The organism is Candidatus Defluviilinea gracilis, from assembly GCA_016716235.1.
In the GTDB taxonomy this organism is placed as follows: domain Bacteria; phylum Chloroflexota; class Anaerolineae; order Anaerolineales; family Villigracilaceae; genus Defluviilinea; species Defluviilinea gracilis.
In genome coordinates, this window is the sequence record JADJWS010000001.1 from 2125036 (window position 1) to 2138403 (window position 13368).

The window sequence follows — 13368 nt, forward strand, 5'->3', positions numbered from 1 at the left end:
GGCTTGGTTCATCGAATACTCTAGGGAAGCACAAACCACGGACTGATCGAACCGCCGCCCTGACGCACTTCAAAGTGCAAGTGCGCGCCTTGTGAATTGCCCGTGTTGCCCGCCGCGCCGATCCATTGACCCGCGCTCACGCTTTGGCAGGGCGATACGCCAATGGTGCTTAAGTGGGCGTACACGGTCGAATATCCGTTGCCGTGATCGATCTGAATCACATTGCCGTAACCGTAGTTATACCCGCCTTGAGCCATGGTGACCACGCCGCTGTCTGCCGCGTAGACCGGCGCGCCCTCGCCAGCCGCAATATCAAGGCCGAGATGCCCGCTCCAATAATCATTGCCGGAGAGCGAATGGGCGTCGGCGGGCCACATAAAGCCGCCACTGCCAACTGCGCCGCCGGGGCAGGCGCTTTGGCTGGTCGGGGAACTACCCGTCCCCGAATTGCCGGTGCCTACCGTCGGCACAAGCCATTGCACGAATTCACGCGATCCGCCGGGCACCATCACCCACGAACCAGAGTCAACCTTGGGATCGGTCAGGTCGATATTGTTGCCCGGATAATTGATGATATCGTCGAGGTTCGCGTCGAATTCGGCGGCAACCGATTGCAAGGTATCGTTCGCCTTCCACTGATAATAAATTCCATTCGTGGGGGGAATGCTCAAAACCTGCCCCGGTTTCAGGCTGTGCGGATCGTCCTGCAACACATCGTAATTTGCCCATAACACGGTCTCTGGTTCCACATTATACGATTTGGAAATGGCAAAGATCGAATCGCCGCGCGACACGCGATATTCCACCGGCTTATACCGAGGTTTATCTGCGGGGATGTTTGTCTTCAGTTGGATATCTCTGGAAATGGACGCAAACGGATCGGACCCAAGTAAGGCTGGCATCGCCACCTTGGCCGGTTTCTCCTGTGGAGCCATTGTCGCTGCGGGAGCAACCAGCCTTTGCGGAGTGTGAGCCTGTTTCCACGCCAGCGCGCCGAAGATCATCCCGGCCGCCAGGGCGAGTGTCACGCCCCAACTGACGATGGAGAATTTATTCTCTTTGAGAAACGAAATCGCTTTCGACATTTCTGAGTCTGTGTATCGTTACGAATCCCTGCCGAGGTTTTCGAGGAATTCCTGATTGTTGCGCGCCCTATCCAAACGAGTGACGATCGCTTCGGTGGCGACAGATTGATCCATGCCGGCGCCTTGCGGCTGGGGCGAAGTCATCTGGATGTACATACGCCGCATGAGCCAGACCCGTTGGAGGATATCGGGACCCAGCAACAGGTCCTCGCGACGCGTGGAGGAGCGTTCGATATCCACAGCGGGGAAGATGCGCCGTTCCTGGAGTTTGCGCGAGAGGTGCAATTCCATGTTGCCGGTGCCTTTGAATTCTTCGTAGACTACGTCGTCGAGGCGTGAGCCGGTGTCTACCAAACAAGTTGCGATGATGGTCAACGAACCGCCTTCCTCGATATTGCGCGCCGCGCCGAAAAACCGCTTGGGCGGGTACAACGCCGAAGGATCCATACCGCCGGAGAGGGTGCGCCCGCTGGGGTTGACGACCAGGTTGTACGCGCGGGCGAGGCGGGTGATCGAGTCCATTAAGATTACCACGTGGCGACCGATCTCCACGAGGCGCTTAGCGCGCTCTAAGGCAAGTTCCGCCGTGCGCACGTGAGAGGTGACCGGCTCGTCGAAGGTGGAGGCGACCACTTCGGCATCCACCGACCGATCCATATCGGTCACTTCTTCGGGACGTTCGCCAATGAGGGCGACGATCAAATGCACATCGGGATATTTTGTTGAGATCGAATTCGCGAGCTGTTTGAGGATGGTTGTTTTCCCCGCCTTGGGAGGAGATACGATCAGACCGCGTTGACCACGCCCGATGGGGGCGATCAGGTTGATCAGCCGAGGGGCGAGCGTGTCGTGATCGGTCTCGAGGTCAAAACGTTTGTCCGGGAAGATTGGGGTGAGGTTTTCGAACGCAGGTCTTCGGGAGGCTTCTTCAGGATCGAGCCCGTTGATAGATTCCACCTTGAGTAAACCAAAATGCCGTTCACTTTCACGCGGCGGGCGCACCTGCCCAATGACGAGATCGCCAGCCCGGAGGTCGTGCCGCCTTAACTGCGCCTGCGAGACGTACACATCCTGGTCGCTAATGCGGTAATTCGTGGCTCGCAGGAAACCGATGCCTTCGCTCATGATCTCAAGGATGCCGCCGCGCAGTTCGATACCTTCTTTTTGCGCCTCCGCCTCGCGGATCATCATGGCGAGCGTCTCTTTCTTGAGGCGATTCGAATTGGGAATATTCAGCGATTTTCCCAACGCTCGTAGTTTTGAGAGGGGTTCGTTTTCTAATTCAAGTATCTTCATGTTTCTTTTCTCTAGGTGGGATTATTGTTCGTAGGGAACGCCCCAAACGCGCCGAAGTTCGGCGCTGGATCGGGAGACTCCCTTAGTTTGTAGGTGAATTTGGATTTTCTATCAAGATGTTGCCGGGCGTGTCACCCGCGCAGGTTGAATAACCAAGCATTCTGATGACACATTGGTAGGCTGTAAAGTAACTGGGGATGTGCCGCGATTATAGCACGGTAGATTTTGCAAGGCAAGCGGTTGACTACTTTTCGAGGCGAACTTTCAAGTTTGTGAGCAAGGCGCGCTGGCTGTGATTTGCCTCATTGTAGACAAGGTTTTCGACCAGTCTGTTCACCTTCTCGAATTGAACCCTTTGCACCAGGTGTGTTTTGCCGTTTTCCACCTCATGGAATTCGTAATGGAAGGCGATACGGGTTCCAAATTTGCCATACAAGCGAATCGTTAGCGCTCGTTTCGGGTGGGTCAGGTGAATGACGAGATAGATGCGGCTCCGGAAGATGGGTAGCCCAGCCCAGCGATAGGTCTCCACTGTGTAGAATGGGCGTAATACCACGCCCGCCGTATCTTTCTGTTCCTTGAGCACATCGATCGTCGTCAGCCGCGGACGAAGCCCGATCATGTTGATCGGTTCGGCAAGTTGGTCGAACACCTCGTCCCGCGGACGGTTGATGAAAATATTGAGTTCAAAAGAGCGCATCACCCAATTCTAACCCTGATTGCGCGGTTGACAAGTGGCGAAGGATTGCAATGTTATAATTTCAAAAAATCAGCGTTTGAGGTATGAATGATTAACCCTATTATTTTTTCGATTGGTAATTTTTCCCTGCATTGGTACGGCGTGATCGTGATGGCGGGCGTGATCGTCGGAGCGCTAATTGCCGAGCGGGAATTGATCCGGCGCGGCGGCAATGGCGATGTGATCTGGGATGTGCTGGTAGGTTGGGTCGATATTGGACCCAAGATGAAGTTTCCGTTTGGCGCTTTCCAGTTCGGCTTGCCGCTGGGCGTGTTGCCGGTCGGTATCGTGGGCGCGCGGCTGTGGTATGTAATGAATGCCACGATTGGCGGTAACCGAATCTACATGGATAACCCTTCCGAGATCCTTCGGGTTTGGAATGGCGGTTTGCATATCTTTGGCGGTTTTCTTTTTGGCGCGATCGCATTATTTTGGCTGTTGCGCAGATACAACGTTGACCGTTGGCTGGTGTTGGATTCGATCGGTCCCGCCATGTTGATCGGGCAGGGCATTGGGCGGCTCGGCAATTTCGTCAACCAGGAGCTTTATGGTCCTGCCACCACGCTTCCGTGGGGGCTGAAGATCTCAACCCAATATTCCTATCAGACCCCGATTGAAATGCGCGATCAACCGATCGACGCGGTGATCAATTATCTGGAGACTACCCGCTTCCACCCAACGTTTGCCTACGAAATGCTCTGGAACTTTGCCGCGGCGGGATTCCTGTTATGGCTGTCTCGCCGCTATGAAAAGGGACTCAAGCCCGGAACAATGTTCGCCGGCTGGCTCCTGCTCGCCGGCATCGGTCGCGCGTGGATCGAACTTTTCCGCCCAGACCAGCCGAAGATTGGAGAGACGGGCATCAGCTATTCGATGGTGGTCGCCGCGCTGATGGCGGTTGCCGGGGCGATTCTGTTGATGATCCGTTATAACGCCATTAATTTCCCCGGCGCCGAAAACTGGGAGGAGGAGTATCAGGTCGATGGTCAAGGCGCGGAAGCGATGGCGGCTGGCGCGATTACTGCGCTACCGGCCATGGAACGTGAAACCGTAAAAGTTAAAAGTGTCAGCCGAAAAAAGTCGAAAGCAGAAACTCCGCCTCGTAAGCCAAAGACGACCCGCAAGGAGAAGTAAAAAATCAGGTCAGGCAAACGCCTGACCTGATTTTATTCGATCGATGTGACTGTCACAACCTGCGAGCGCCGAATAGACGTTTCTTCTTCGCGCTTGTCGAAGCCGAAACGTTCGAAGATGTCCGCGTACATTTCGACGATCTTCTCTCGAGTGAAGCCCATCTCCTCGTAGGAGTAGGTGTGGTCACTGCGGTGGGCGAGCGTGTCTTTTACCGCTTCGTCCACGATCTTGTCCAGCCCCGGTTTATCGGGGTAGCCAAATTGTTCGTAAAATCCGCGGATGACCTGCTCGGGGCGTTGAATCAGACCGTCGTAATTGAGGATCAGATATCTGGGGGAGGGATGCGCGTCGAGGTATTGGAGCGGATAGCGATACCAGTGTTGGGTCAGGTCGGTGATTTCATCCAGATATTGATATTTTGTGAATCCACCGGTGAATACGCCGCGCGAGTAGTTGATCCAAGACACTGTGGAGGGGAGCATGTCGAGCGGGTTGCGGGCGAGGTAGATGATGCGCGCGTCGGGGAAGAACTCGATCAGCGTTTCGATCTTGGCGCTGAATGCGGGAGCCTTTGCCACGTAGTATTTTTTACCGGTGGCGTACATGTGTCGTTGCAGCATGGATTTATAGAATGCCATGATCTTTCGTTTGCGCTCGGGCGACAGGGCTTCGTCGAAGTGTTGGTAGTTGGGAAACTCATCCATGAAGGGAAAGAGGAAAGTAACCCACAGCGAATCCCAGGCATGCATCAACACGTTTTCATCCTCTTCAGGCTGGAAGAACGAAATGGGATGGATCTTGATCTGACCCAGAGTGCGGCGGTCGAACGCATAGAGCGCGCGGTGGAGGTACCCGCCGAATTTTTTATCGAGCCTCGAAACAAACTGGGTAAACTTCTTCTGTGTGACCGACGGCGTCAGGTAAATATCCCATGTGGTGAGGCTGGTGAATGTGGCTGTATCGCGCGAGAGCAGGCGGTGCAAAAAGGTAGAGCCGCTGCGCATATTGCCGATGATGAAAAGGGGCTTCTCGATCGGATGCGTTTTGTAGCCGGGGAAGAAGATGTCATCGAGCCAGAAGCAGAGCCAGATGAAGAGCGACCCGAGGGGCCAGACCAGATAAAACAGGGTCAGGAAGATGATCCGTTTGTTATTGAGCGGGGCGGGCGTATTTTTGGAAGCAAAGAACGAACGATAGAATGTGCGCCAGAATAGGCGGAGGTTGTAGTGCATGAAGGCATCCTTGAATAGCGCCGACTTAAGTCGACGGCGCATGTTGACATCAAAAAAGCCCGCGAAGGGCTTTCTCCTCCCCATTCTATCAGGATTTAAGGTAATGCACATCGATTCAACGGATGCAATCCATTCACGCCTCACCCAAAAGTCCTCCACAGTGCGCAATCGTTTTGCAACTTCGCGGCAACTTTACTGCAACGCGTGATTCGTAACCTCGGTCATACAATGGAAGCAGAACATATTCATTGTATTGATATGTCACGTTTAAGAAGAGGAGTAAAAATCATGAATTTAAAACGTCGGTTTCAAGTCTTTGTTTTGATCGCGCTGTTGTTCAGCACATTTGGAAGCGGGCAGGTTGTCTCTGCCAGTTCGCCTGCCTCTGTGCCTCAGGATCCCATTGTCATCAACCGCAACCTGAATATCTGGGACGCCACCTTCATCGGGTTCGTATCGTCTGCCATCCATGAAAAATGGCGGCTCGAACTGACCGAAGCGCACACCTTCGAGGTGAAAGCCAACACGGCGGCTGGAGACCTTGTGCCCCTGCTTATCTTGCAGGATGCGAACGGCGTTGAAGTCACACGCGGCACAGGCTCGTTCATCACCTCCCAATCGGCGGGCACGTTCTACGTGCAGGTCCAGCCAGATTCAGGCGCCGGGTTTTACTTCATGACCCTGCGGGATGTGGTGAGTACCGGTCCGTCCGTTTCCACGGTGGTTGCGCCTACGAGTGTGAACGTGGGTGAAGTTGCCGTGGTCACCGTAAATTTGAATAATGTTCCCCCAGAGGGATATACCAGCGCGGAGTTTACGTGTACCTTTGATGCCAGCCTCGTCAGCGTGGGAACTCCGGTCGTCACTAATTTCTTTGGGGCCGATCCTGCGGTCGCCATTAACACGCCTCAGCCCGGCGCGCTCATTGTGGCAATTGCAGGGAGTAACGGCAACAAAGCGACCGCCAGCGGAGCAGTCTTTAGTTTCAACGTAACCGCGTTGCAAGCGGGCGAGACTTCCATTGAGTGTGCCGCGCGCGTCTCGCAAGGGAATAACACGCTGACCTCCCTCCCGTCCACTGGCATGAATCTCACCGTCAATGGAAGCGGACCCACCGCAACCTCTACGCCGGCGCCGGGTGACACCCCAACTGCAACGTCACAACCCGGCGAGACCGCCACACCGACTTCCCAGCCCGGCGAGACCGCCACGCCAACATCCCAGCCCGGCGAAACCGCCACACCGACTTCCCAGCCCGGCGAAACCGCCACACCGACGTTCACCTCCACCCCGGCTGAATCTGCCACGCCCACGGCTTCCTCCACCCCGGCTGAATCGCCGACACCCACTTTCACCTTCACTCCCGAAAGTTCGCCCACTCCCACATCTGCCCCGGATGGCACGCTCGCGGGACAAGTCATTGCGGGTAAGCAGGTGATTGTGACGCTGTTCTCCGGCAACGTGGCGATTACTTCGGTCAACGCCAATCCCGATGGGACGTTTAGCCTCGTCGCGCCGGCGGGCAATTACATAGTGATTGCCACGGCAAGCGGCTACCTCTCCGCGCAAGGTTCTGCCAACATCCTGCCGGGGAACACGACCACGAAGCCGACCATCACACTGCTGGCTGGCGACATTGACGGTAACAACGTAATCGATCAATTCGACGCATTGACCATCGGCATGAGCTACAACACTGCCTCTCCTGCCGCCGCCGACTTGAACAACGACGGCACGATCAATGTGCTAGACCTGGAACTCCTGGCGCAAAACTACCGCGACACCGGACCCACAGCGTGGGAATAATCGGATGATAAATTCCGGGCGCGCGTACGCGCGCCCGGAATTTGGAGTATGTAGTGAAACGAATTATTCCTATCCTATTGGCGCTCCTTATCGCGCTGATCGGCATTCGCGCCGCCTATGCCCAAGGCGCCGAGACCATCTGGCTGAGCGCTGTCAACACATCGTACAAAACAGGCGAGACCGTTCTCGTCACGGTCAACGCCTCCTCTGCCACGCCCGTTCAGGGATTCACCTTCCAGATCCGCTACGATCCGGAATGTCTGCGTCCGGTCAATGCCTCTAGCCCGATCGCGGGAATGAACGGTTTGCAACTTCCGCAGCTCACCGGTTTGGTGGATGGCTCGTACGCCAGCACTACCCCTCAAACGATTAACGGCGCGCTGGCAGAAGTGAGATTCACCGCCTTGCAAGGGTGCGACACCAGCCTGTATCTGGAAAGCGCCGCCCTGGCAATACGCAATGCCGAGGGGTTTGCCGCGCCGTTGTTGAGCGTTCTCGTCGGTGAGCGGAATGTCTCCTTATTCATCGACAAAGAAGTCGTAACGCAAGTCGCTCCGCAGGACAGCGGTTCGATGCTGGCGCTCGAGCCGCCGGAACCCGAAGGCGGAACGTCGATCGGGTGCATCGTAGCCGTCATTGCGATTCTGATCGCGGTGGGATTGTTCGGCGTGTACCGCGTCTTGCGAAAACCATCATGAGATCGGGGTTGCCGACTCGGCTGACTGAAAAGCGAATCAAGCCGCCCCGTGGAAAGATGCGAGGAGCAATGTCCAATACGATTCTTCGCGCCATGTTTTTGATCATGTTCATGACCTCGCTTCTCTCGCAGGGTCAGCCTGTTCGCGCCGCGCCGCCGTTCCCGCCAGTGGACATGTTCCAACTGCCGTGGGAGTTGGGCAAGGCGTGGGTTGCGTATGATGGGTTTGGGCGTCACGCGACCAGCGCGCACAACCCTGCCAACGGCGGAGCGGTTGATTTTGCGCCGCACACAAACATGAAAAAAGGCGAGAACACATCCAATGCCTGGGTGACCGCTGTTGCCGATGGCACGGTGGTGGCGATTTCCAAATGCCATTTGATCATTGCGCACAGCGGCGGCTGGACAAGCGAATACCAACACCTCGCAAATTTTCAAGTGAAGTTGGGCAACGCGGTGACGCGCAATCAACGCTTGGCAGTGATCGCGAACGCTTCGGCTCAACAGCCCGTGTGCCTCGGCAGTGAAGATCAGGATACGCCGCATTTGCATTTTTCACTACGCCCCAACATGGTCGGCGCGACGTTCGCGGGTTGGGAGTTCAAATATAACTCGCTGTTCAAAACGACAACCTTTGTCAAGAACGGCAACAGCGTTGGTTTATTCGCGCCCCTCTTGAATGTGATGGAAACATCCACCACGCCAACGCCGATAACCGCCACACCATCAACTCCAACATTGATTCCAACGGCGACCAGCACCGCGCTATCGGGCCCGTACATTTCGACGACAGTCAGCGCGCCGAATGTGGCTGTGGGCGACACCGCGCTTGTCACTGTCAATTTGAACAACGTGCCTGCGGAGGGCTACACCAGCGCGGAGATCACTTGCACTTACAACGCGAGTCTTCTTGAAGCGAGCAACATCACCTTTACGAATCTCTTCGGCGCCGATGCCGCAACGACGATCTTCGGTCCGCAAGACGGAAGTTTCATCGCCGCCATCGCGGGCAAGAAGGGCAACAGAGCGACCACAAGCGGCACGGTCTTCACTTTCACTGTGAAAGGTCTGCAAGCGGGATTGACCGCCATTGATTGCACCGCGCGCATCTCGCAAGGCAACGGCGCGTTGACGAGCATCCCCTATGTTGGGACAAGTATCACGGTTCTTGGATCATCCACACCGACGCCGCCGGTCACTTCGACGCCTGTGCCTGCCTCGCCCACTTCAACATTGATCCCCACCTCGACCAATCCCTCCGCCACCCCGACGATTGTCTCCACCCCACTTGGTCCCGGTGACTTGGTCCCTTCGCTGTCTTTCGTTCCAGTTGTCACCGGTTTATCTCAACCGGTCTTGGTCACGAATGCGGGCGATGGTTCCGGGCGTTTGTTTGTTCTGGAACGAGTTGGGCGCGTTCGAGTGATCAGCAACACAGGCAGTCTTCTTCCAACTCCTTTTTTAGATCTCACCTCGATCGTGGGTTCATCGGGAAGTGAAGAAGGTTTGCTGGGACTCGCCTTTCATCCCAATTACGAATCCAACGGATTATTTTTTGTCGCATACACCGATACGTCTGGCAATCTCGTTCTTGCAAAGTATTCGGTTTCATCAGACCCGAATGTGGCGAACCCTGCCAGCGCGGTGACCGTGTTGACGATTCCGCATCCGGGCAACGCGAATCACAACGGCGGGATGCTTGCCTTCGGCAGTGACGGTTACCTCTACTGGTCAACGGGCGATGGCGGCGGCGGGGGAGATGTTCCCAACAATGCGCAGAATACGAATGCGCTCTTGGGGAAAATACTGCGCTTGGATGTGAACTCCGGCAGTCCGTATTCGATCCCCTCGGACAATCCGTTCGTTGGCGTCTCAGGCGCGCGCGGCGAAATTTGGGATTATGGCTTTCGCAACCCCTGGCGTTTTTCCTTTGATCGAGGCACGAGCGATCTGTACATTGGCGACGTGGGGCAGGGGAGCCGCGAAGAAATTGACTTTGAATCCTCTTCATCATCTGGCGGACTGAATTATGGCTGGCGGGTCATGGAAGGCAGTCTCTGCTTCAACCCCTCCAGCGGATGCGACACCAGCGGAAAAGTTTTTCCCGTCACTGAATATGACAACACGGGAGTCACCTGCTCGGTGACCGGCGGATACGTCTATCGCGGTTCGCAGTCTGCGCCGATGACTGGCATCTATTTCTACGGCGATTATTGCAGTGGAGAAATTTGGGGGCTCCTGCAACAATCTCCCGGCGTTTGGGATTCCGACCTCATCACGGATACCTCGTTTTTCATCTCCTCGTTCGGCGAAGATGAAGCGGGCGAACTGTATCTCACCGATTATTCGAGTGGCTCAGTGCAGAAGATCATCGGTCCGAATGCGCAAGTTCCAACGGCAACTTTCACCCCAACCCCGTTCGAGTCGCCCACGCCTATTCCAACATTTACATCCGTTCCCGGCGCCACTCCAACGCCGACTGTTACAGATATTCCCATCCAAACGTTCACGCCATTGCCTACTGCTACGGCAATTTCCGGCGCGGCAGTCACTGGACAAGTGATCGCCTCAAAAGTTGTCACTGTGCGATTGTATGACACAAATGACACTTTTGTCTCATCGGTCAATGCGAACCCCGATGGCACGTTCAGGCTTGACGTTGCGGCGGGAACGTACACCATCGTCGCCACTGCCAACGGATTTCTCCGCATTCAAGGGACGATTACACTTTCTGGTGGAGAAACCCATGCCATGCCAGCCATTGCCTTGCTGGCTGGCGATATTGATGATGACGGTTCCATTGACCAATTCGACGCGATGACCATTGGTTTCGGTTACGGAACCTCCGAACCGCCCGGCGCAGACTTGAACAGCGATGGCATCATCAATATTCTGGATTTGGAATTGCTGGCGAAGAACTACCGCAAGACCGGTCCGATCCTGTGGGAATGACGCGCGAAAATTGAACGAGTAGACCAAAGCCCCCGAAGGCGAACCAGCCCGAAGGGGTTTTTGATTCGCAGTCTTTCGTCAAAATGGAATACAATCAATACATCGTTTGCAAAAATCTTTGCCACAGAGATCACAGAGACCACTGAGAAAAGCTCTTTTTACTCTGTGATCTCTGTGGCTTAGCAGAACTCACCACACAAAGCCTAATTCAAGGAGCGTATCATGGCGGCTCAAAAATATTTCCAATGGCAGAACGATATTTTGCTCAAAGATATTTACCCGATGCGGCTGGTGAAACTGCGCGACGTTCTGGTCTTCTTCAAAGAAGCCGACCTGTGGGCGGAATATAAAAACAAGGACATTGCCGCGCTGACTGCGGATGTGGCGGAATATAAAAGAGGGATGGAAGCCGCCCGCAAAGCGGAGATAGATAATTACTCGAAATTAAAAACGTATTTCCTTACGAAAGATGTAAGCGCCGCCTTTGCCAAATACAAACCCGTCGAGCCTGAGGCGATGGCGCTCATCCAAAAAAATCACGATCTCTTTATCGCGTCGTGGCCCAAGGATATTCGCGGCGAGCGCGGATTCATTCAAAGCCGCATCGAATCGTTCAAGTTGCAGTTGGGATTCGTGCGCGACCGGGCGCGTTACCTCCAACGCCAGCTCGATGCGATGCTCCCCGAACATCCGAACCGCCCGAAGGTGCAGGCGGAATATAAACTTAAAAGCGAATCGTCCATGCCGATGCTGCTGGATGAAATGGAAAAACTGCGCGAGTTCGATCTGTGCTACGACAAACTCGGCGCGCCGAAACTGGAGTGGTACAAACTCACCAAAGCCGACCCGAACTTCAAAACCTCCGAAGAGGAATTCCTGCGCACTTACGATTCGAAAACACCGGTCACTGTGAAAGATATTGCGCGTTTGAAAACGGAGCAATACGCCAAGACCCTCGAGGGCAAGGATCAATATCAACTGCTGGCGGATATCCGCGCGCGGTTCGAGAAAGAGCCGAAGCGTTTCCCGGTCTGGCTTCAATACATGATCGTCCATTTTTCGGGGATGCGCTATAAGTCCGCGCATGGATCGTGGGCAGACCCGAAGGACTTGCTCGCGCGTCTGCGCGTGGAGGAAGTGAAGAAAGCCCAAGCGGCTCTTTCCGACGGGGAGGTGGAAGCGCGTTGTAAGGAGAAGATCGCCCAGTACGAAGGGGCGGGAGTGAACAAGCCCGGGCTGGCGAAGGCAACTGAAAAAGTCTGGAAGGATCGCGTCGCGTTGCACATGCAGGGAGTCAAGGCGCGCGGACCGCAGTCCCGCCGCATCGGTTTGGACGGCTTGGCGGAAGCGGAAGCCAAATACGAGTTCATGTCCATGACGACCGATCAGGCGTTGGCGAAGTTGGAGGCGATGAAGGGTCAATTCCCCGCGTGGGCGTGGAAGATGATCGTCTTGCTCACGCCTCTGCGAGTCAATCACGTCACCGCGCCGGGCTGGGAAACGTTCACTGCCGAGGAAGATAAAGTCCGCTTTGCCGATAAAACTTTCTATCCGCTCCTCAGCAAGTGGGCGACGGATAACACCGGTATGTGGCGACCCGAGCATGGGCAGAGCCACGAACTCATCGTCTCGCGCGCGGTGTGCAACGAGACAGCCGAACACCTGCAACACATCCGCGGACATTTACCGCCCGGCGGGTTGACCGAAAACGCGGCGCGATATTTCAAATTGTTCAAAGCGAAAACCCCCGGCGTCACTTTCATCCGCCCGACGGGAGCGGAGCATTACACACAAGGCGCGAGCATCTTCTGGCTGAGGTTTGTCGGCGGCGACCCAAGCCCGTGGCAGATCGCCAAAGGTGTGGAAGATGCGAATGGCGAAGGTCTGCTTTCAGGGAGTGTTGTGGGCAAGCAGAAAAAAGATCGAAGCGGAAAGAACGCGCCCGCCGCTCCTTCGTGGCAATACAAAATGGGCGAGCCGATCACGCGGAGCCGCACTACAGTGGACGCGAACAAGAAACCGATCCCTGAACATCAATGGCTGAGGTGGATCCATGAGGCGACAGTCGTTGAAGTGGTGGATACTGCCGACGGTACGTACGTGTACACTTTCGAAACATCCCTGCCCGATGACTTCCGCGGTACCTCCTGCCTCGGCGTCTTCCGCAACTCGCTCCGCTGGAATCTCGATGACGGCACCGAGGATTTCTACAATCGCTCGTTCGTCGGCTTTGTGCCGGAAGGTCAGGTTCCGACCGAACATATGAAGACGATGATGGATTGGAATAAGATTCTGGCGAAGTGAAAGATAGAGGATAGAGAGTAGAAAGTAGAGAGTAGAAAGTAGATGGTAGAGACTGGAGATTGGTCTGTGAACCTCAGCAGGTATCTCTAGTCTCTAATCATCTAATCTCCAATCTCTTTTTTT

At 55.3% G+C, this 13368-nt stretch carries 9 protein-coding genes; 5 read left to right on the forward strand and 4 right to left on the reverse strand.

From position 1 onward, the window contains the following. Window positions 1-20: 20 nt before the first annotated feature. The 3 genes from IPM31_10005 to IPM31_10015 all read right to left on the reverse strand — a co-directional run bounded on the left by IPM31_10005 (window position 21) and on the right by IPM31_10015 (window position 3081). Window positions 21-1085 carry a peptidoglycan DD-metalloendopeptidase family protein gene (locus IPM31_10005; GenBank protein ID MBK9007311.1) on the reverse strand — a complete coding sequence of 355 codons (1065 nt, stop codon included), beginning with the start codon at window positions 1083-1085 and terminating at the stop codon, window positions 21-23. Between the two features lie 18 nt (window positions 1086-1103). After that, window positions 1104-2381, reverse strand: a complete 1278-nt coding sequence (gene rho / locus IPM31_10010; protein ID MBK9007312.1) for a transcription termination factor Rho — start codon at window positions 2379-2381, stop codon at window positions 1104-1106. A 244-nt stretch (window positions 2382-2625) separates the two neighbouring features. After that, entirely contained in the window at window positions 2626-3081 is a 456-nt protein-coding gene (locus IPM31_10015; protein ID MBK9007313.1) for an SRPBCC family protein, read from the reverse strand. Window positions 3082-3168: 87 nt separating this feature from the next. Between IPM31_10015 and lgt the strand changes: the two genes are divergently transcribed. After that, window positions 3169-4254 carry a prolipoprotein diacylglyceryl transferase gene (lgt, locus tag IPM31_10020; GenBank protein MBK9007314.1) on the forward strand — a complete coding sequence of 362 codons (1086 nt, stop codon included), beginning with the start codon at window positions 3169-3171 and terminating at the stop codon, window positions 4252-4254. Between the two features lie 32 nt (window positions 4255-4286). Here the strand turns inward: lgt and IPM31_10025 are convergent, their stop codons facing one another. Continuing rightward, on the reverse strand, window positions 4287-5486 hold the full coding sequence (locus IPM31_10025; GenBank protein ID MBK9007315.1) for a sulfotransferase: 1200 nt from the start codon (window positions 5484-5486) through the stop codon (window positions 4287-4289). 288 nt (window positions 5487-5774) lie between these two features. Between IPM31_10025 and IPM31_10030 the strand changes: the two genes are divergently transcribed. From IPM31_10030 to IPM31_10045, 4 genes are all read left to right on the forward strand, one after another. Beyond that, the gene (locus tag IPM31_10030; protein ID MBK9007316.1) at window positions 5775-7292 is read left to right on the forward strand and encodes a hypothetical protein; all 1518 of its coding nucleotides are present in this window, start codon (window positions 5775-5777) and stop codon (window positions 7290-7292) included. Window positions 7293-7345: 53 nt separating this feature from the next. Beyond that, complete coding sequence (locus IPM31_10035) at window positions 7346-7990, forward strand: hypothetical protein (protein ID MBK9007317.1); 645 nt, start codon at window positions 7346-7348, stop codon at window positions 7988-7990. A 68-nt stretch (window positions 7991-8058) separates the two neighbouring features. After that, on the forward strand, window positions 8059-10941 hold the full coding sequence (locus tag IPM31_10040; GenBank protein MBK9007318.1) for a PQQ-dependent sugar dehydrogenase: 2883 nt from the start codon (window positions 8059-8061) through the stop codon (window positions 10939-10941). A 222-nt stretch (window positions 10942-11163) separates the two neighbouring features. After that, window positions 11164-13245 (forward strand): hypothetical protein, encoded by a 2082-nt coding sequence (locus IPM31_10045; GenBank protein MBK9007319.1) that lies wholly within the window; start codon window positions 11164-11166, stop codon window positions 13243-13245. Window positions 13246-13368: the final 123 nt, after the last annotated feature.